The organism is Nocardia aurantiaca (assembly GCF_009708175.1).
Lineage (GTDB): Bacteria > Actinomycetota > Actinomycetes > Mycobacteriales > Mycobacteriaceae > Nocardia > Nocardia aurantiaca.
Genome location: NZ_WMBB01000016.1, coordinates 19898 through 38500 on the forward strand (window position 1 = coordinate 19898; position 18603 = coordinate 38500).

Below are 18603 nucleotides of genomic sequence, written 5' to 3' on the forward strand. Positions count from 1 at the left end.
GCGCCGACCCGCGTTCCACCGCCGCCTTCGTCGACCTTCCGTCCTCCGAATCAGCCCGAAGCCGTGCGTCGTCCGCCCGAGGAGATTCCCGTGAACCGCCCCCGCCCCGAACCGTCATCCCACCCGATTTCCCGGCGAACCGTCCTGCGCGGCAGTCTGATTGCCGCCGCCGCGGCTGGGCTGCCCGCGGTGTCGCCGCCGGTGCGCGCTGTCGCCGCCGGCGGCGGTCGCAGCGTGGCCGTCTTCGGCGGCGGCGTGTCCGGGCTGACCGCGGCGCACGAACTGAGCGAGCGCGGATACCAGGTCACCGTGTACGAACCGGTCGCGTTGGGCGGCAAGGCGCGCAGTATGAGCGTGCCGGGAACCGGTGCGGGCGGGCGGCTGGATCTGCCGGGCGAGCACGGATTCCGGTTCTTTCCCGGCTGTTATCAGCACATTCCGGAGACCATGAGCCGAATTCCCTTCCCGGGCAATGCCCGCGGGGTCGCGGACAATCTGGTCCGCGTCCAGGCGGCCACCGTGGCATTCCGTGATCTGCCGCCCGTCGTGACACCGGTCGAGGTCGGCGGCCTCGCCGAGATCACCCCGGAGACCCTGCGCACCACCCTGGCGGCGGCCGTGGGCCTCATCCCGCGCCTGCCGCCCCAGGAACTGGCCCTGTTCACCCAGAAAATGCTGCGCTGGTTCACCAGCAGCACCGAGCGCCGCTTCGGCGAATGGGAGTACCGGTCCTGGGCGCAGGTGATGGAGGCGGACGGCAAATCCGACGCCTACCGCGAGTACCTGGTGAACGCCCTCACCCGAATCACCGTGGCCGCCAAGCCGTATCGCAGTTCGGCCCGCACCATCGGCACCATCGGCGAGGCTCTGGTGCTGGCCGGGACCGGGCTGGTGCCGCAGTACGGGGGCGGCGTGGACCGCATCCTCAACCGGCCCACCAACGAGGCCTGGATCGACCCCTGGGTCGCACATCTGCGCGGCCTCGGCGTGCGATTCGAGCTGGGCGCCAAGGCGATCGGGCTGGAGCTGGACAACGGCCGCATCACCTCGGCCCGGGTCAGCGGTGGCGCGGACGGCCGCGTGGACGCCGACTGGTACATCTGCGCCATGCCGGTCGAACGCGCGGTCCCGCTGCTCAGCGACGACATCCTCGACGCGGACCCGCGCCTGGCCGGAATGAGGGATCTGGAGGTCGACTGGATGGTGGGCATCCAGTACTACCTGACCCGCCCCACCGACCTCCCGGAGGGGCACATCGCGGCGCTGGGCACCCCGTGGGCCCTCACCGCCCTGCGGCAGGCGGCGATGTGGGTGGGGGACTTCGCATCCCGATACGGCGACGGCAGTGTGGTGGAATGCCTGTCCGTCGACGTCTCCGATTGGGACACCCCCGGCATCGTCTTCGGCAAGTCCGCCAAGGATTGCACCAAAGATGAAGTGGCGCAGGAAGTGTGGGCCCAACTGTCGGCCTGGCTGAACAACTCCACCGGCTGGCTCCGCGAGGATGACATCCACTCCTGGTTCCTGGACCCGGGCGTGCACTGGACCGGCGGCGCCGCCACCAACGACACCCCCCTCCTGGTCAACACCATCGGCTCCTGGGACAACCGCCCCGAAGCCGCCACCGCCATCCCCAACCTGTTCTTCGCGGGCGACCACGTCCGCACCCACATCGACCTCGCGACCATGGAAGGCGCCAATGAATCCGGCCGCGCCGCCGCCAACGCTCTCCTCGACGCCGCCGGCGACCCCGGCTCCAGAGCGCCGATCTACCCCCTCTACGCACCCCCGGTCTTCGAACCCCTCAAAGCCCTCGACGCCGACCGCTACCGAGCCGGCCTACCCCACCTGCTGGATGCGTGAGAAACCCTGCCCGAGCGAGAAGGACCGTTCGACGCCGGTCGTCCGCATTGCCGAATTCTTTTCCCCTTTTCTCGAGGTGTGACTCCCCGGCGTTGGGGCGACAGGACCGAGGGCCGCGGAAATGGGCGAGCGCGGCCGGTCGAAGAAAGCGATCGTCACCGGCGAAGGAGACATCGAGATCGGAGGAGCGGACCCATCCCCTCGGAGTAGATGATGCCGGGTGGAACCCGGGGGCAGCGGATCGTGAAGAGGGTCAGCCGGCGGCGTGACCGCAGCGCGGGCAGAACTTTTCCTCTGGATGGTGTTCGAATCCGCAATTCGAGCAGTAGTGTCTCTCGGCATTAGGGTCGACCGACGTCGACGGCTCATGGCCCTCAGCGGGAATCGGTTCGGCCGATCCGACGGTGACCGGTGTCGGATGCGACATCGGCTGTGCGTGGACTGTCTCCGGTCCGCCAACCTGATCGTCTCGGAGACCGGCGGGAGGAACCCGACCCGTAGCGGTAGCTTCGCCGGCCGATGGAGGAGCTGTCACAGGCGGCCGCCGGCGCCGGAACAACAGGGTCGCAGTCGCGCCGGCAATGACCACAGCGGCTACCACCACTCCAGCGACCACCGGAAGGACCGGGAAGCCGCTCTTCGACGCGGGTTGAGTGACCGGTACATCGTGTGAATCCAGGAAGGTCCGTAGATCCTTGGTTTCGGTGATGAAGTTCGTGCCGGCCATCTCCGCACCGGTGCTGGGATTCAGGACGCCGAAGCTGTTGATTCCCACGACCTGACCATTGCTGTTCACGGACGGGCCGCCCGACATGCCTCCTGACATGTCGGTGCTCACCTCGAGCACGGACACTCCCTGAGGCGAAACCTGCTGACTCGACACGGTGCCGGACTTGAACGACGGGCGGGGGATCCGGCCGGGATCGGCGAAGTTCAACACGCTGCCGGGGAACCCGATGGAGGTCAACTGGCTGCCGACCTGCGGAGTCCCATCGGCGATCTGCAGAGCCGGTGTTTCCTTCGACAAGCCCGACGCCTTCAGCAAGGCCAGATCCCCTTGCTCGAACGACCGGAAGTCGACGATCTGAACGGTGGTAGCGGTCGTGAGCACGGCGCCGTTCACAGCCGGCGGCTGAATCGCTTTCACCGCGCGGTCCACCGGCGCCCCTTGCGCGGTCCCCTCCACCTTCCAGTTCATGATGGCGGTGTCCAGCAGGTCGGATCTGCCCTTGGACGAGAGATACTGCTGCAACAGCGCTTTCTTACCGTCCGCCGGATCGACACAGTGACCGGCCGTCATAATCTGGCCGTTCCTGCCGGCGAACCAGCCGGTACAGGTCGAATCCGCCGTCACCTCCTGCGTGAATCCCACGCCCGCCTGATCGTATCTGGGCGGCACGAATATATATCCGTCCCAGCTCGTATCGAGCAGGACGATGGACTTCTCCAGATCGGGTCCGCTGGGCGCACCCGACGCGCTCGCGGCACCGCCGATCACCAACGTGCCGGCCAGCAGAATTGATCCCAGTGGTTTGAGCGATTTATCGACGAACATGATCCGGGTCCCTCCATTTGTGGTGATAACGGCGGTCTGCCGAGGGTGGGGCCTTGCATGGTCGTACCGCCATATTTATTCGGCGTCATGGCGGTCATTGTCTGTAGAATCGCGGGTCCTGTTCGGTCAGGACGTTGATCGTCGTATCCCCATTATGGCGATCGGCGTCTACTGGCAGGTGTTTTCCGGGCGCCTGAACGGTCTTGGGGTCTACGAAATGATGAAAAGGAACAGTCTCCCCGGGTCAGTGCGGCGGTTGGCGGCTGAAGAGCGTCATTTGGGTGTCATTTCCGTTTCGGATTCGCGCACCGGCGGCCGCGACCATCGCAGAGATCATCGACTCGAACTCCGAGGAATATCACGCGTACGGCATGTTCGCCGCGGCGGTCGAGGTTGCCGAGAATGCGGACCCGTTCCTGCGGGCTGTTGCCGCTTCCGGGCGAAACCCGCAGTGGGCGGCGGGCATTCGAGCGTAGTCTCCGATCTCGCATCGCCCGCACCGGCCGCGATCCCCACGGCCGGGCTCAACCGCTTCGCCGACGGCGACCAGGTCGCCGTGCGTACCAGGTATCGGCCCTCATCACGGCGCGACGCCTGAAGCGGTGTGCGCGGTTTTGTCCGCTGGGCTAGGGTATGAGGCGATGACTACCGGGACGGCGTTGCGCCACACACGGATTGGCTACCCGGTGCTCTTCTGAGCATCGCGCGGGCCGGTGTCGGTCCGTTTTTCGATCGAGGAGCCCGCGGTATCGCGCGGGCTCCGCCTCCGTCGTGTTGATCACGGGACATGAACCACGACAGAAGGATTCGACGATGACTACAACGCACGGTATGTCGGTCGACGTGCGGACACCCGATGGTGTCGCCGACGCGTATGTCGCCTACCCCGACGATGGCGCCGCCCATCCGGGAGTTCTGGTGATCCAGGACGGTTTCGGACTGCGGCCCAGCCTGCGGTCGCTGGCCGATCGTATCGCCGCCCACGGCTACACCGTCCTGCTTCCGAACGCCTATTACCGGCACGGGCGTGCGCCCGTGATCGAGCTGCCGGACTTCATCGATCCAGCCGAGCGGCCGGAGATCTTCCACCAGGTCTTCCCGATGATCCGCGAGCTCACACCCGAGCTCTTGCGTTCCGATGCCGGCGCCTACCTCGAGTGGCTGGCGGCGTCGCCGCATGTTGCTGACGGCAAGGTCGGCCTCACCGGCTACTGCATGGGAGCGCGGCTGGCGGTCCTGGTCGCCGCCATGTTCCCCGATCGGGTTGCGGCGGTGGCGGGATTCCATGGCGGACCGCTCGTCACCGACACCCCGGACAGTCCGCACCTGGCCGTCGGAAACATCACGGCGGAGCTGTATTTCGCCCACGCCGGCGAGGATCACCACATGACCGGGGAACACATCGCCCAGTTCGACAAGGCACTCGACGCCGCCGGCGTCCGCCACCGTACCGAGGTCTACGAAGGGGCCCAACACGGCTACACCCAGGCCGATACTTCCGCTTACGACCCTGAAGCCGCCGAACGTCACTACCGTGAATTGCTGGCCCTGTTCGACCGCACTGTGCGCCAGTAGCTGAGGAAATCAAGCCGATCAGCACCCATTGACGGCTCATTCTGGCCGCGTCGATCGGTTCAGGCGCGCTGACGCTCGGCCTGCCGCTGGACCAGCTCCTCGACCGCGGTGGGGAGGGTGGTTTCGAAGTCGATGAGTTTGACCCACGTCGGGGTGATGACAATCCGGACCATGCCGTCGTAGAGCGAGCGGACCTCGGTCTCCCACTCGACGCGCTGCTCGGGGGTCATCTCGTAAGTGCCGTTCATCTGCAGGTACTCCTCCGGGATGCCGTCCACCACGTCCAGCTCCGCTCGACCGCGGATGAGCAGGATCTTCGGCGGGTGTACCTCGGTGTCGATCGTCAGCGCGACCGCGGGGTTGTGCCGCAGGGAGGGCAGCTTCGGGGCGTTCTTCGCGGTGCAGACGACGATCTCCGAGCCATTCCAGGTGAAGGCGATCGGGATGTTGCGGGGCGTGCCGTCCTTGGCGACGTAGGCCATGCGAAGCAGGTCGCGAGCCAGGAGTTCCTGGCTGATCGGAAGGTTCAGGATCGCGGTGATCTCAGTCGGGTGCATGGTGGTCGCTCCTTCGTCGGTGCGGTCGTGCCCAGTTCGGCTGCTCGTATCCTTCGGACGGAGCCGCCCGCGCGTTCTCGACACAGCCGGCGCACGAATTTCCAGATTTTCATAAAACCCGATCGTCGGCCGCTTCGAACGGAGGGTGCCGCGATACCGACGTCGACGTCGCACTGACCGACGCCGATGGTGTCGCGACCCGGACCTGCAGGCTCGTCGTGGGCCTGCGACCGCTGAGGTAACGCGCCGTCCGATACAGGTCCTTCGGAAGTCTGCGCCGACTCCGTTATGGACGATCGGTAGCACTCGAGTCGGCTGGTTGGAGACCGGTGTCAGGGTCGGTCCTGGCCAGGATTCGATCCAGGTGCCCGGGCTCCTGCTTCACCTCGTCACTCGGTGGTGCGGTCGTGAACATGGACGGCGTGGCCGTAGAAGCCTTCGGGCTGCCGAGCCAGGAGTGGAGGAAGCTGGCGAGTCACCGCTGCGACCGGCTCGGAACGGGTGGTCGCGTCGTGTGCTTCCTTATCGATCCACAGCTGTGTCAGCCAGACTGTGTCCGGGTCGTCGAAGGCCGTATTGATGCTGTAGGTGAGCAGGCCGCTGTCATCGCCGCCGGCGCGGAATCCATCGAGGAGCAAGGCGATCAGCTCGTCCCGCCGGCCGGGCAGTGCAGTCATTCGCCCGTAGACGCTGAACATATTGTCGTCGGCCACACTGACGCCCTTTCGCTCGATCGAACCAGGTTCGAGCCTACGCTCCCAACCATCCGAAAACCGCAGGGCTGAAGACACATTCGCCGAACCCGCAGCGGGACTACAGCCAATGGTGTTGGCGCTCGACGTCATTGCCATCTTGACGACCTCGCATACCTAGCCTTCACGCTCGTCGACCATCATCGTCGCGAACCTGACCGGGTGGAGGCGATCGGAAGGGACCGGTGGAAACCGGATACGTTCCTGTCTTCTGGTGCGCGATACTGGGATTGAACCAGTGACCTCTTCCGTGTCAGGGAAGCGCTCTCCCGCTGAGCTAATCGCGCCTGAAAAATCCCCCGTGGAGCGGATGACGGGATTCGAACCCGCGACCCTCACCTTGGCAAGGTGATGCGCTACCAGCTGCGCTACATCCGCGTGCTCGCCCGGCCTTGTGGGCCGATCGGCTTGCGGGACAGAACATTAGCCTATGGGTGGGTGGGTAATGCAAATCGCCAGGAAAATGGGGGATTTCGGGCGTGGCGAAGGTCAGTCGGCGGCGGGTTCCGGGTTGGGCAGGGGAGCGGCCTGGGCGCGGGAAAGGCGCACCGCCGCAACGCACATGACGACGACCGAGGCGGCGACGAAGGCGGTGCCGACCGGACCGGAGCGCAGTCGCTCGTCGAGGACCGTCATGCCGAGGAACGCCGCGCCGAGCGGTTCGGCGACGGTGAAGGCGGGCAGTGATGCCGACAGCGGACCCACCTGATAGCCACGCTGTTGCATGTACAGGCCGAGCATGCCGCACGCGGCCAGGACGTACAGCTCCCAACTGGTCAGGGCGGTGCCGACGCCGACCCGGAAGAGATCGGTGACATTCTCGGTGAGGGCGGCGGAGATGCCGAACAGCAGACCCGCGGCCGTACCCAGCAGCAGAGCTTGCAGGGTGGGCACTCGCACCGTGGTAGCCACCGCGATGCCCGCGAGGATCGCGCCGATCAGCAAGCCCAGTGGGAGCACCCATCGATGCCAGGGCGCGTTGGTCACCCCCGCCGTCGGTTCCCCGATCACCAGGAAGCAGGCCAGCGCGATCGACAGCGCTGCCGCCTGCATCCACATCACCGCCGTCACCCGGCGACCGCTGTAGTGCGCGGCCAGCGGCAGCGCGAACACCAGCGCCGTCACCAGAATCGGTTGCACCACCAGGACCGAGCCCAGCGCCAGCGCCGCCACCTGGAACGCGAACCCGCCCGCATCCCCGATCAACCCTGCCAGCCACCGTGGATTCCGAACCAGCTTGGCCAGCAGGGCATCCCCCTCGGGCACATCCGCCGCCGCCCGCTGCTGCGCCACCGCCGACACCGCGAACAAGATCGCCCCGATGAACGCGCACACCACTGCTGCCACAGGTAGGTTTCCCACCCGGCCAGTCTGCCCGACCAGTCGGTCCCGGTCGTTTGGCAGGGGCTGGTGACCAGCTGAATGTGAGGCGGTCGACAGCGAAGGTCGGCCCGTCACCGTGAAATTCGGGTCGGTGAGGCCCCTACGGTGACGCCGGCGGACGTGGGGCGTCCCTCAGGTGCCTGACCGGTAAGGGCAGCTGTCGACGTGGGAAGCGCGAGTCGGCGACGGATCCCGGCTACGCCCCCCGAATCGCCGTACGCGCGGGTCAGCGATCGATTTCGTCGGCCCAGGCTTGCAGGCCCGCCAGGAAGCCGCGGCGTTCGCCGGCATTCAGGCGGGACATGGCGCGCAGCAGTGCGTCGGAGCGGCGGTTGATGAACGCGGCCACGTCGTCGCGGCGGTCGTCGGGGAGGGAGAGCAGGGTGCGGCGGTTGTCGTCGGGGTCGTTGTCGCGTTGCAGCCAGCCGGCTCGATTCAGTTCTCCCGCAAGCTGACTCGCATTGGTGAGGCTGATGCCGAGGCGGCGGGCGAGGTCGCTCACGCTGAGGCTGCCCGCGGCCAGCACCTGGGCCAGGACCGCGCCGTGCCGGTTGCCCAGCCCGCCCGCCTCGAAGGACGCGCGCAGCGTCGCGGGCATATCGCCGTGCGCGCGGCGGAAATGCGTGGCGATCAGTGGTGCGAGCGCCTCCAGCCGCCGCTGCTCCTCCGCGCTCACCGGTACGCCCGCGGTGTCCGCCGCTCGCTGTGGCCGAGGCACGAACCCTCCGTTCGATGTCGAACTGCCGTCTTGACAGAGTCAGGATACAGGTTCAAAAATCAGAACAGTTCTGAAATCTGAATTATCTGGCAGATGGGCCATGACCTCGCGCCTGGCTCCTGACCGTCCTGGAAAGGCTCACCCATGCGCACCCGCCTGCTCACCGCGGCCGCCCTGCTCGCCACCGGATACCTGTGCGGCGCATTCGGTTACGGCTTGGTCAATGTGGCCCAAGCGTTCAAGACCGTGCCGCTGGACGTCCGCTTCACCTTCCACACCGCGCTGATGAAGGTGAACGGACCCGTCATGCAATCGGCCATGGCACTGGCCGCCCTCACCTCACTGATGCTGGCGATCTACGGTGGCGGGCTCGTCCGCCGTTTGGCCGCAACGTCTTTCGGGTTGGAGGTGACGTCGTTCCTCATCACCCGATTCGGCAATGTCCCCATCAACGGCAAGATCAAGCAGTGGGCCGTGGGCCCCGTTCCCGCCGACTACGCCCAGCTCCTGCACCGCTGGGAGCTGTTCCACATCGCCCGCACGACCACGGCGCTGCTGGCCTTCCTGCTCATCATCACCGCGGCCGTCTTCGCTCATCCGAGCCGCGCGGCTGCGCGTCAGGCAGTTCTGGTGGCCCCCAACTGAATTCGAGCGGCCGGGGCGGCGCCGTGATAGAAGTGCCGCCCCAGCCCCACGGAGAACACCAGGATCCCGTACAGCGCGTGCTCCACCGAGGCGGTGAACAACGACCGCGTCCGCATGTACCGCGCCGCGAACAACCATCCGCCGACACTGCTCGCCGCCACCGAGAACCAGCTCCCGAACACGATGTGCACATACCCGAACGCCGCCGCGCTGGCCGCCACCATGGCCCGCCCGTCCCCGAACACCGGCGCGTACCGGTGGAACAGGAACGAGCGGAAGATCAACTCCTGCGGATACACGCTCAACGCCGGATACAACACCATGACCGCCAGCCAGATCAGCGGATTCCGCCGCGGCAGATCGAAAAGATCCTCCCGCCGCAGCACCGCCGTGGCCGCGGTCAGCGCCAGCGCGTTCGCCCCCGCGGTCATCGCCATCGACCGCGCCTGCTCCGGAAACGCCTCCGCCCGCCACAGCGACCCGCGATCGAACCCCTTCGACCGCCGCAGGTACACCGTCACCCCGGTCCCCAGCACCAGCAACGCCGGAATCGGTGGCTTCCCCCGCAACACCGCGTTGTAGAGAGTCGTCCCACCGAAGAACAACGCCGCGTACTCGGCCGCCAGATACACCCGTCGCCACCGCCGAATCCTCATGGGCTTCACCATAATTTCCCGATCGCGAATGCGCTGATCAGAAGGAACTCTCCCGATTCGGTCTTCGCTGCCGCTGCGGAGAGCAGTTGCTCGAATCGGTCGGGGTAGCTGGGCAATTCGGTCGCCACTTGCGCGATCGACATGATCGGCACCGCCGCCGGTCCGAACGGGATGACATTGATCGGCACGACGGCCGCCACCAACCCGATCCAGGACCGCCACCGCGCGTTGCACGGATGTCCGCTTCGGTTGCACGGCGATGGTCGGCATGAGTGCGCGCAGCGCGGGGCCGAGGATTCCGGCGAACGCTGTCCCGACGCGGCCCGAGAAGAAGCCTCAGTCGGGTAGCCGGCGCATCTCCAGCAGGGTGAGTCCGAGGTTGTCGATGCGGGCGAGAATTCCGCGCATGGCGGTGGGGTCGCTGATCGATCCGAACAGGATCGTCATACCGGGCCGGAGGGGCGCGGTGGACAGCTCGGGAAACGCCGCCAGCGCCCGCTCGGTGAGTTCACCGTCGACAACGAACTGATAGCGAGTCGACATCGTACGGCGGCCTCCTGGTTCCGGTTTCGCGTCATCAGCTCGAGTGCCCCAGGACGACTATCTGCTCGATCGACACCGGATGCCCTCATCCATCGAGGGTGAATTCGGGGGCGCACCCCCTCACAACAGCCCGGTGCGCCGGGCTCGGTCCACCGCATCGACGCGAGAATTGCCACCCAGTTTGGCGTAGATGTTGCGCAGATGGGTCTTGACGGTGTTGATCGAGACCCCCAGATCATCGGCGATCTGCTGGCTGGTGCGCCCCGAAGGCAATTGCCGCAGTACCTTGAACTCGGTGACGGTCAGGCTCGGATGTCGACTGTGCCTGCGCGCCAGGGGATGTCGGCGCAACATCTCGACGAAAGCGTCGTGGTGGCCGAAGCTCCCGGTGAAACGGTCCAGGAGCGCCAGGGTTCCGGGCACATCGAGAAACGGCCTTACGATTCGCTCCTGGGCGGCCCAGCGCACTCCGTTCTCCACACCGGTATGGGCGCCGGTCGTGCCGCCCAGTTCGAAATGCGCGGCCGCATACAGCAGCCATGCGGTGACTCGGTGGACAGGATGCAACGACGTCGAGCCGTCCAGTAGTGGTTCGACCAGTTCCAGGACCCGGCGCGATCTGTGGCCGTCGGAGGCCAGAGCGGCGCGGGCGATGAGGATTTCGGGTATCGCGCCGAAAATCGAACACGCCTGCTCGACCAGCAGTTGCGCCTCGTATGGCTCCCGCACTTCCAGCAACGCCCACACCACGAAGGGAATCAGCCTGGCACTCGTCGTCGCCACCGGATGGAAGGTGAGCAGGCGGGTGAACCCGGTGCGCAGCAGTTGCGCGGCTGCGCTCTTGTCCTCGGTGATCTCGAAGTCCATCAGCGTCCCGATCATGTGCGAGAGCCAGCCGCCGTTCGCGCCGATCGATCCGTCCAGCAGGGTGTTCTCGGCTCGGGCGTAGGCCACGAGTTCGAGGTCGAGGCTGTCGCCTTGCAGATAGGCGCCGAGGACCTCCAGCGCCATGAGCTGCGCGGCCTCCGTCGTTTCGAGCAGGTCATGTTCGCGTGCCACCCGCAGCGCGTGCTCGGCCCGCCGCCGCATCGTCGTGACCGACCCCGTGAGCGCGGACGCCAAGCCGAGCCGGGTCAACGCGCGCAGCCGCAGCTGCGGTAGCGCGCGCACCTCCGCTGCGGCCAAACCCCGTCGCAACCGTTCCTCACCCGCTTCGACCGCGCCGTCGACCAGGAGGACGGTGGCGGTTTCGATCGCGGCGTAGCAGTCCAGATCGGGTTGACCGGTTGCCGGTAGGTGGTGCGATAGACGCAGTGCGTCCGGGGTGAGGCCGGTGGTGGTGGCCAGTTCGCAGTGCACCGCGGCGGTCAGCGCGGTGAGCATGTCGGAGCCGACGAACGATTCGGAACTGCCCGGGGTGTCGGACAGCGTGTCGAAATGTGCGCGGGCGGCGGCGATATCGCTGCGGACCAGAGCGTCGACCACGCGCAGTGTCCGCAGGTAGGGATCCGCTGCCAGCGCCGCGTCCGCCGCGGTCAGGGCGTCGAACAGTGCCGGACCGTATCCCCGGAGAATCAGGTTCAGACCGTGCGCCCGCAGGAAGTCGAGCCTCGCCCGCCGCTGCGGCAGTGCCAGGACGTGGGGCAGCGCCGCGGCGGGTTCTCCGATCGACTGCAGGTGAAGCGCGGTGCGCAGCTGAAGTTCTTCGTCGAGCTCTGGACCGAGCCGGTTGAGCTCCGCGCGGAAATAGGCACGCAGCATCGGATGGTACGCAAACCAGATATGGCCTTTGCGGACAACGGAAGTGAGCGGATAGTTCAGGCGCTCGAGTTCGTGAAGCCGGTGCCCGGCGCCGCCGCCCACCAGATCGTCGGCCAGTTGCTCGGTGAACTCGGCCGGCACACATGTGTAGGTGAGAAACACGCGCAATCCGGGTGGGAGTGCGTCGATGAGTTCTCCGGCCAACAAATCCGACACCGAAGCAGGCAGCCGTGACAGCGCGGTCAAGGCCGCGGCCGAATCCTCGGGCCGGGCCGCGAGAGAGATGGCGGCGATGCGGACCAGTGCCGCCCAGCCGCGGGTCAGCTCCATCAGCATCGTGAGTTCGGGGTCGGTGAGCCGACATCCCTGATCCCTGCACAGGCGGGCGGCTTCGGTGACCGAGAACGCCAATTGTCCAGGGCCCCATCGTCGTAGCCGGGATCCCAGCTCGAGCAGGTGCCAGCGGATCGGCGGCTCGAAGCGTGTCGAAACGACGACGGTGACGCCCGGGGGCACGTGCAGCAGGACGTATTCGAGCCCAGCCAGCGTGAGGGGGGTGGTGATGAGATGCGCATCGTCGATCACCACCAGCGCGGGTTCGCCGCGCGCGGTGAGCGCCTCCACCAGATCGGTGGCGTCGGCGAGCGAGTCGGCCATCGCATTGCGGGCCGAGGGTGCCAGGCCCAGCTGCGGGCGAAGTCGCCGCCAGAGGTTCAGCGCCGGCGTCGCTTCCTGTGCCCGAAGCCATGCCACTCGACCGTGTCGGGTGCGGGTGCGGCGTCGCTCGACCCACTGCGTCAACAGCACCGACTTGCCGGTACCCACGGGCGAGCACACAAGGAGCACACAGCCTTCCGGCGCTTCGGCGGCGGCGTCCAGTTCCGCGATGAGGCCTCGGCGGGAAATCGGGGAAAAGGCCAGCCGTGGAATTCCCGGAACGTCCGTAGCCGGAAGTTGTTCCGGTCCGGGCAATTCCAGGTCGTGCGAAACGGTCATCGCGTCTCCCGTGGCCGGCCGACAGGGTGGTGTGGCGCTCCGATCTGCGCAGTTTAACGGACGAGCATCCTCGAATTGCCAACCGAAATGATCGTGTTGTCGATTCACCGCGGAGGAGACCTCACCCGAATGAGGTGATCCCCGACCCCGGACCACTCGAATACTGTGCACGGCGGTCGCCATTCGAGGCGGCAATTCGATCGAGGCAACCGAGGTGCGCTATGTCATTCTGGGAAGTGCTCTGGCTCATTGTGGTGAGCTTCGCGTTCATCGCCTATCTGCTGATGCTGTTCTACATCGTCGGCGACCTGTTCCGTGATCGAGACACCTCCGGATGGATCAAGGCGATCTGGGTCATTTTCCTGATCTTCCTGCCCATACTCACGTCCCTGGTCTATCTGATCGCCCGTGGAGCCGGCATGCAGGAGCGCGCGACCGCGCGGGCGGAGGAATGGCAGGCCGCGGAAACGGAGTACATCCGCAAGACCGCGGGGACCAATCCCGCCGCGCAGATCGCCGACGCCAAGCGGCTGCTGGGTGAGGGCACGATCAACCAGCAGGAATTCGAACATCTGAAGGCCAAAGCTCTGGCCTGACAACCCGATTCCCGGGGCCGCCACCGTCATTCGGGGGCGGCCCCGGGATGTCCAGTCGGGCCGCGCTGCCGCCCGACTCTCGTAGGACCGAGGTCGAGACTCCCATGGAGCCCGCTGAATCCGGCGCGCTGCCGTGGATCACGATGCGCGGCGCGGCGATCGCGGGGCGCACGTGGAGACGCCGCGCGGTGAGAGAGTCAGCTCAGTTGAACCACCGCGGTGGCACGGCCGAACACCTTGCGGCCCTCGTGCATTGCGGTGATCGCGATCCTGGCCGTGCCGTCCACCGGGTCGACCGACTTGACCTTCCCCGTGAATTCGATGGCCGTGGGCCCCTCGCTGCCGACGTAGACCGGATTGCTCATGCGCACACTCAGCTGCTTCAGCGCACCCGGATCACGCAGCCAGGACGTGACGAAGGATCCGGCATAGGCCATGGTGAGCATGCCGTGCGCGACCACGCCGTGCTTCAGCCCGACCATGCGGGCGGCGTCGGCGTGCCAGTGGATCGGATTCGCGTCACCCGCCACGCCCGCGTAGCGGACCAGATCGCCGATCGTGAGAAAGACCGTGCGCCCGGGTAATTCGTCGCCCTCGGCCACCGCACCGAATGATCGCGACTTGGTGCTCCGGTACCGGGCCACCGGGGGGTTCCAGTCGGCGACCTCGATCCGCTCCGGCGCCCGCTGCACGAACGTCTCCATTCCGCGGTGCACGAGGTCCCCCATCCGTTGCGCGATGTGCGCGCTGTCGTCCGACGACTCCGACCGCGCGATCACACTGGTTGTCCCGACGGCCACGACCTCGCCCCACTGAACGGTCACGACGTTGTCGAAGACGAACATGTCCCCACCGAACGCCTGCCGAAACGACCGCAGCGCCACATTGCTCGTCAACCGATCCCCGACCAGCACCGGCCGATGAATATCCAGCACCTGGTCCGTATGCACCGACACCCGCAGGTCATACCCCGCCAAAATCTCGCTCATCGCATGCAGCACCGGTCCGGCCAGCAGGGACACGAACGTCGGCGACGCAGGCAGCGCCGAATACCCTAGCTCGGCAGCCGCGCCCTCATCCCAATGCGCCATATGGTCGTCCTGCACAGCGGCCGCGTACTCCCGGACCTTCTCCCGGCCCACCTCGTAATACCCCTCGAGCTGGAACCGCCGCCCCAACATCGACTGCGCGTGCTCGATCGCGTCGAGCCCCACTGCCACAGCTCCGTTCATGACCGCGTACCCACCTTCTCCACCGATTCGAACCGAACAATTCCCGAACCATCGATGTCGAGCGACTGCCGCATGACCCGGCAAGAAGAGGTCGAGTGATACGCGTTGCGGCACACGCAGAGTAACCACCCATGCCGTCGTCCTCGCGCAGGACACCCCGAAATACCGGAGCCCCGATCCCGATCCAGGCCTGACCGGCCTGAATCTCGGTGCGCGATACTGAGATCGAGCGCCGCATTGCGGACCGATTTGTCCGGTGAGTTGCGGCCGGGGGTGATTCCCGCCTCGGCCGCGGATATCGCGGTGGCGACACTTCTTGCCCATGCCGCGACCGGCCGCTGGGCCACCGTCATCCCACCGACCTGGCTGCGCACCATACGGCCACCCGGCGGCGACCCGCGACGTGGGGCTGTCGGGCAGCGCGGCCCGCGTCATCCCGATCGCCGCGGCGGTCACGGGTCGGGGTGCAGGCGGTGGTTGGTGACGGCGAGCTGGCGAAGCGTGCTGATGGTGATCTCGGCTACCTGGGCCGGGGTCAACGGTCCGGCCGGTTGACCCCAGTGCAGCGCAACCTGATCGCCGCATCGGGGATCTATCGGGGACCGGCCGTCGAGGGCGATCGTCACTGTCCGAATGCTCGGCGGGCCCAGACTCAGATACCGGCCGTTCCACACGAGCCGACGGCTACGCAGCCGCACCCGTGCGCCGTCGCGCGACATCACGCGGGCGGGTGTGATGCGGCAGTTGTCGAGAATGCTCGAGGCCGTGGACGCCGCAGGCGAGTCGAGCAGCCGACTCCAGGGGTAGACCCCGAAGACATGGAAGGCATGGTTGGGTGCGGCCTCGTCGGCGAGCTGTGGGGTGAGGTGGGTCCAGTAGTGTCCTGCCGCCGGACCCAGGATCGTCAGCAGCCGATCCAGGAAGGCGCTCGGCTCGATTTCCGCGCCGATGCCCCCTCCGTGCCAATACGATTCGACGAGACGTTCATCCAGAGGGTCGGCGATCCCGGTCATCGCGGACATGACCCGCAGGTATGGCCAAGCGCCGGTGAAGTGTTGCGCGGCGGCCCGGATCTGCCGGGCTGATCCGTTCCGCAGCGCCGTCGCGTCCGCCGGCCCGCAATACCCGAGCGCATTCGGCGCATAGGCATACCGCGCGAACATCAGCGTCCCGGCCTCGGGGTCGGGTGAGAGCGTGTCCTGCGCGGAATACGTGTGGGAGCCGGTGATGGCGTGCCTCCGTGTCGTCGGGGAGGAGGTCAGCAGATGCGTGGAAGTTGTTCTCCGGCCGGCAGATCGACGACCCGGGTGCCGCCGAGCGCGGTGTGGGCGGTCACCATGCCGGGGTGTTCGGCGACGCACCGTCCGATGATCTCGGCGCGCACGCCGAGTGGATGGGCGCGCATCGCGGCCAGCACCCGGTCGGCGTCCTCGGCGGGTACGAAAGCCACCAGTTTGCCCTCGTTCGCCACATACAGCGGGTCCAGCCCGAGCAGACCGCAAGCGTCGCGGACCCCCGCGGGGATAGGAATAGTGCTCTCGTCCAAGGCGATTCCCACGCCCGCGGCCCGCGCGATCTCGTTCAGACTGGCGGCCAGTCCGCCGCGGGTCGGGTCGCGCATGGTGTGGACGGTCGCGCCCGTCGCCAGCATCGCCGCGACCAGGCCGTGCAGGGGAGCGGTGTCGCTGCACACGGTGGTCCCGAATTCCAGTCCCTCACGGCAGGACAGCACGGCGACCCCGTGCAGTCCGATCTCCCCGCTGACCAGGACCACATCACCGGGCCGAGCGAGTTCGGGGCGGATGTCCACCCCGGGATCGAGCACACCGATGCCCGCGGTGTTGATGAACACTCCGTCGCCGTGCCCGGCGTCGACGACCTTGGTGTCGCCGGTGACGAGCGCGACTCCGGCGCTCAGCGCGGCGGTGCCCATGGCGGCGGCGACCTCCGCGATCCGCACCAGCGCCGTGCCCTCCTCGAGGATGAAGGCCGTCGACAAGACCAGCGGCCGGGCCCCGGCCATGGCCAGATCGTTGACCGTGCCGTTGACCGCGAGGTCACCGATGGAGCCGCCGGGAAATGTCAACGGCTTCACCACGAACGAGTCGGTGCTGAACGCCAGCCGGACCCCGCCCACCGTGACGATTGCGGAGTCGCCGAGCTCCGCCTGCGCCGCCGCGCCGAACGCCGGCAGGAACAGATGCTCGATCAGTTCGCCGGACATCGCGCCGCCCCCGCCGTGCCCCATCACGATGGTGGGCGAGTCCCGCAACGGCATCGGACAGATCCAGTTCTCGAAATCGATGCCGCCGGAACCGGTCTCGACGATGTCAGGCATGAGCCACCTCCGCGGGAAGATCCAGCCGCCGATACAGGTAATAGGCCGCGCAGGCCCCTTCGGAGGACACCATCGTCGCACCGAGCGGATTGCGCGGCGTGCACTGCTTGCCGAAGGCGGCGCACTCGTGCGGTTTGATCAGCCCCTGCAGCACCTCGCCCGAGCGGCAGATCGGCGATTCCTCGGTGTGCAGGTCGGTGACGGCGAACCGGTACTCGGCGTCGTAGTCGCGGTAGCGCGGTGACAGCCGCCAGCCGCTGTCGGGGATCACCCCGATACCTCGCCAGCCCCGGTCGGTGACCTCGAAGACGTCGGCGAGCATCGCCTTGGCGGCGGGGTTGCCCTCGGCGGTGACCGCGCGCCGGTAGGCGTTGTCCACCTCATGGCGGCCCTGTTCCAGCTGGGTCACGGTGCGCCGGATGCCCTCGAGAATGTCGAGCGGCTCGAACCCGGTGACCACCACCGGCACCCGGTACGTCTCCGCCAGCGGTGGGTACTCGGCGGTGCCCATGACGGTGCACACATGACCGGCGGCCAGGAACGCCTGTACCCGGCAGCTCGGCGATTCCATGATGGCGGCGATCGCCGGGGGCACCAGGACATGCGAGACGAGCAGCGAGAAGTTCCGCACGCCAAGGCGCTTCGCCTGGTAGACGGTCATGGCGTTGGCAGGTGCGGTGGTCTCGAAGCCGATGCCGAAGAAGACGACCTGACGGTCTGGGTTGGCGCGGGCGAGCTCGAGCGCGTCCAGCGGCGAGTACACCACGCGGACGTCACCACCCTCACTCTTGACCCGGAACAGATCCTTCGAACTGCCCGGCACCCGCAGCATGTCGCCGAACGAGCAGAAGATGACGTTGGGCTGGGCAGCGATGGCCAGCGCCTTGTCGATCACCTCGAGCGGAGTCACGCAGACCGGACAGCCGGGGCCGTGGATCATCTCGATCTGGTCGGGCAGCAGCTGGTCGATGCCGTGCCGGATAATCGAATGCGTTTGCCCGCCACAGACTTCCATGATCGCCCAGCGCCGGGTGGTGGTGGCGCGAATCCGCTCGAGCAGCAGCTTCGCCAGCTCCGGATTACTGAATTCATCGAGATATTTCATGGCGTCACCTCCGGATCGTCGGTCGGCGTTGTCTCCGGATTGTCCACCCCGGCCTGGGCCGCGGCGATCGCGAAACCGTCGCCGAATTCCTCTTTGAGCACTCCGAGGTGTTCGAACTCGGCGAGCGTCTGCATCGCCGACTGTTCGTCGAGCCGCTGGATGGCGAATCCGACGTGCACGATCACGTAGTCGCCGACGGTGATGTCCGGAATGTATTGCAGACACACATCTTTCTGGACGCCACCGAAATCGACCACGGACATGCGCGTGCCGTCCCGCTCGTGGACGCTGAGCACTTTGCCGGGGACTGCCAGGCACATCGCTGTTC

Annotated in this window: 19 protein-coding genes and 2 tRNA genes; 5 read left to right on the plus strand and 16 right to left on the minus strand. The window is 66.9% G+C overall.

Annotated elements, in window-relative coordinates; genetic code table 11:
* The first annotated feature begins 90 nt into the window (after positions 1 to 90).
* Entirely contained in the window at positions 91 to 1863 is a 1773-nt protein-coding gene (locus GLP40_RS28450; protein WP_328290776.1) for a hydroxysqualene dehydroxylase, read from the plus strand.
* A 253-nt stretch (positions 1864 to 2116) separates the two neighbouring features.
* On the opposite strand, the gene GLP40_RS28455 is transcribed toward GLP40_RS28450, so the two are convergent.
* Entirely contained in the window at positions 2117 to 3418 is a 1302-nt protein-coding gene (locus GLP40_RS28455) for a trypsin-like peptidase domain-containing protein (RefSeq protein WP_154791108.1), read from the minus strand.
* Between the two features lie 281 nt (positions 3419 to 3699).
* Here GLP40_RS28455 and GLP40_RS28460 point away from each other — a divergent pair, with 281 nt between their 5' ends.
* Together GLP40_RS28460 and GLP40_RS28465 are read left to right on the plus strand one after the other, a co-directional pair.
* Complete coding sequence (locus tag GLP40_RS28460) at positions 3700 to 3894, plus strand: hypothetical protein (protein ID WP_154791109.1); 195 nt, start codon at positions 3700 to 3702, stop codon at positions 3892 to 3894.
* Between the two features lie 337 nt (positions 3895 to 4231).
* The gene (locus GLP40_RS28465) at positions 4232 to 4993 is read left to right on the plus strand and encodes a dienelactone hydrolase family protein (RefSeq protein ID WP_154791110.1); all 762 of its coding nucleotides are present in this window, start codon (positions 4232 to 4234) and stop codon (positions 4991 to 4993) included.
* 59 nt (positions 4994 to 5052) lie between these two features.
* Here GLP40_RS28465 and GLP40_RS28470 read toward each other — a convergent pair whose 3' ends face one another.
* From GLP40_RS28470 to GLP40_RS28495, 6 genes are all read right to left on the minus strand, one after another.
* On the minus strand, positions 5053 to 5550 hold the full coding sequence (locus GLP40_RS28470; protein ID WP_154791111.1) for a pyridoxamine 5'-phosphate oxidase family protein: 498 nt from the start codon (positions 5548 to 5550) through the stop codon (positions 5053 to 5055).
* A gap of 389 nt (positions 5551 to 5939) precedes the next feature.
* Positions 5940 to 6395 (minus strand): putative quinol monooxygenase, encoded by a 456-nt coding sequence (locus GLP40_RS28475; protein WP_230330030.1) that lies wholly within the window; start codon positions 6393 to 6395, stop codon positions 5940 to 5942.
* A 119-nt stretch (positions 6396 to 6514) separates the two neighbouring features.
* Positions 6515 to 6589: transfer RNA gene (locus GLP40_RS28480), tRNA-Val, on the minus strand.
* A gap of 15 nt (positions 6590 to 6604) precedes the next feature.
* Positions 6605 to 6680, minus strand: a tRNA-Gly gene (locus tag GLP40_RS28485).
* Positions 6681 to 6791: 111 nt separating this feature from the next.
* A complete protein-coding gene (locus GLP40_RS28490; RefSeq protein ID WP_407671690.1) occupies positions 6792 to 7664 on the minus strand; it encodes a DMT family transporter in 873 nt (290 codons plus the stop codon).
* 247 nt (positions 7665 to 7911) lie between these two features.
* Positions 7912 to 8403, minus strand: a complete 492-nt coding sequence (locus GLP40_RS28495; RefSeq protein WP_328290778.1) for a MarR family winged helix-turn-helix transcriptional regulator — start codon at positions 8401 to 8403, stop codon at positions 7912 to 7914.
* A 144-nt stretch (positions 8404 to 8547) separates the two neighbouring features.
* Between GLP40_RS28495 and GLP40_RS28500 the strand changes: the two genes are divergently transcribed.
* Positions 8548 to 9048 carry a DUF1772 domain-containing protein gene (locus tag GLP40_RS28500; RefSeq protein ID WP_154791112.1) on the plus strand — a complete coding sequence of 167 codons (501 nt, stop codon included), beginning with the start codon at positions 8548 to 8550 and terminating at the stop codon, positions 9046 to 9048.
* On the opposite strand, the gene GLP40_RS28505 is transcribed toward GLP40_RS28500, so the two are convergent.
* The 4 genes from GLP40_RS28505 to GLP40_RS34925 all read right to left on the minus strand — a co-directional run bounded on the left by GLP40_RS28505 (position 9021) and on the right by GLP40_RS34925 (position 13112).
* A complete protein-coding gene (locus GLP40_RS28505) occupies positions 9021 to 9704 on the minus strand; it encodes a CPBP family intramembrane glutamic endopeptidase (protein ID WP_154791113.1) in 684 nt (227 codons plus the stop codon). The two genes, GLP40_RS28500 and GLP40_RS28505, sit on opposite strands and share 28 nt — an antisense overlap.
* Before the next feature lie 5 nt (positions 9705 to 9709).
* A complete protein-coding gene (locus tag GLP40_RS28510; protein ID WP_154791114.1) occupies positions 9710 to 9904 on the minus strand; it encodes a hypothetical protein in 195 nt (64 codons plus the stop codon).
* Between the two features lie 136 nt (positions 9905 to 10040).
* Positions 10041 to 10247, minus strand: coding sequence for a hypothetical protein (locus GLP40_RS28515; RefSeq protein ID WP_154791115.1), 207 nt, complete (start codon positions 10245 to 10247; stop codon positions 10041 to 10043).
* Positions 10248 to 10367: 120 nt separating this feature from the next.
* Positions 10368 to 13112, minus strand: a complete 2745-nt coding sequence (locus tag GLP40_RS34925) for a LuxR C-terminal-related transcriptional regulator (protein ID WP_154791116.1) — start codon at positions 13110 to 13112, stop codon at positions 10368 to 10370.
* 113 nt (positions 13113 to 13225) lie between these two features.
* On the opposite strand from GLP40_RS34925, the gene GLP40_RS28525 reads away from it, so the two are divergent.
* The gene (locus tag GLP40_RS28525; protein ID WP_154791117.1) at positions 13226 to 13600 is read left to right on the plus strand and encodes a PLD nuclease N-terminal domain-containing protein; all 375 of its coding nucleotides are present in this window, start codon (positions 13226 to 13228) and stop codon (positions 13598 to 13600) included.
* Between the two features lie 197 nt (positions 13601 to 13797).
* On the opposite strand, the gene GLP40_RS28530 is transcribed toward GLP40_RS28525, so the two are convergent.
* The 5 genes from GLP40_RS28530 to GLP40_RS28550 all read right to left on the minus strand — a co-directional run bounded on the left by GLP40_RS28530 (position 13798) and on the right by GLP40_RS28550 (position 18595).
* The gene (locus GLP40_RS28530) at positions 13798 to 14832 is read right to left on the minus strand and encodes a fused (3R)-hydroxyacyl-ACP dehydratase subunits HadA/HadB (RefSeq protein ID WP_154791118.1); all 1035 of its coding nucleotides are present in this window, start codon (positions 14830 to 14832) and stop codon (positions 13798 to 13800) included.
* A 452-nt stretch (positions 14833 to 15284) separates the two neighbouring features.
* Positions 15285 to 16193, minus strand: a complete 909-nt coding sequence (locus GLP40_RS28535) for a DUF6390 family protein (RefSeq protein ID WP_328290779.1) — start codon at positions 16191 to 16193, stop codon at positions 15285 to 15287.
* Positions 16091 to 17170 carry a hydrogenase expression/formation protein HypE gene (gene hypE, locus GLP40_RS28540; protein ID WP_154791120.1) on the minus strand — a complete coding sequence of 360 codons (1080 nt, stop codon included), beginning with the start codon at positions 17168 to 17170 and terminating at the stop codon, positions 16091 to 16093. Before hypE ends, GLP40_RS28535 begins: the two co-directional genes overlap by 103 nt.
* The gene (gene hypD, locus GLP40_RS28545) at positions 17163 to 18275 is read right to left on the minus strand and encodes a hydrogenase formation protein HypD (RefSeq protein ID WP_154791121.1); all 1113 of its coding nucleotides are present in this window, start codon (positions 18273 to 18275) and stop codon (positions 17163 to 17165) included. The genes hypE and hypD overlap by 8 nt, the downstream gene beginning before the upstream one ends.
* Positions 18272 to 18595: a HypC/HybG/HupF family hydrogenase formation chaperone gene (locus GLP40_RS28550; protein ID WP_154791122.1), complete on the minus strand. Its 324-nt coding sequence runs from the start codon at positions 18593 to 18595 to the stop codon at positions 18272 to 18274. Before GLP40_RS28550 ends, hypD begins: the two co-directional genes overlap by 4 nt.
* Between the last annotated feature and the right edge of the window lie 8 nt (positions 18596 to 18603).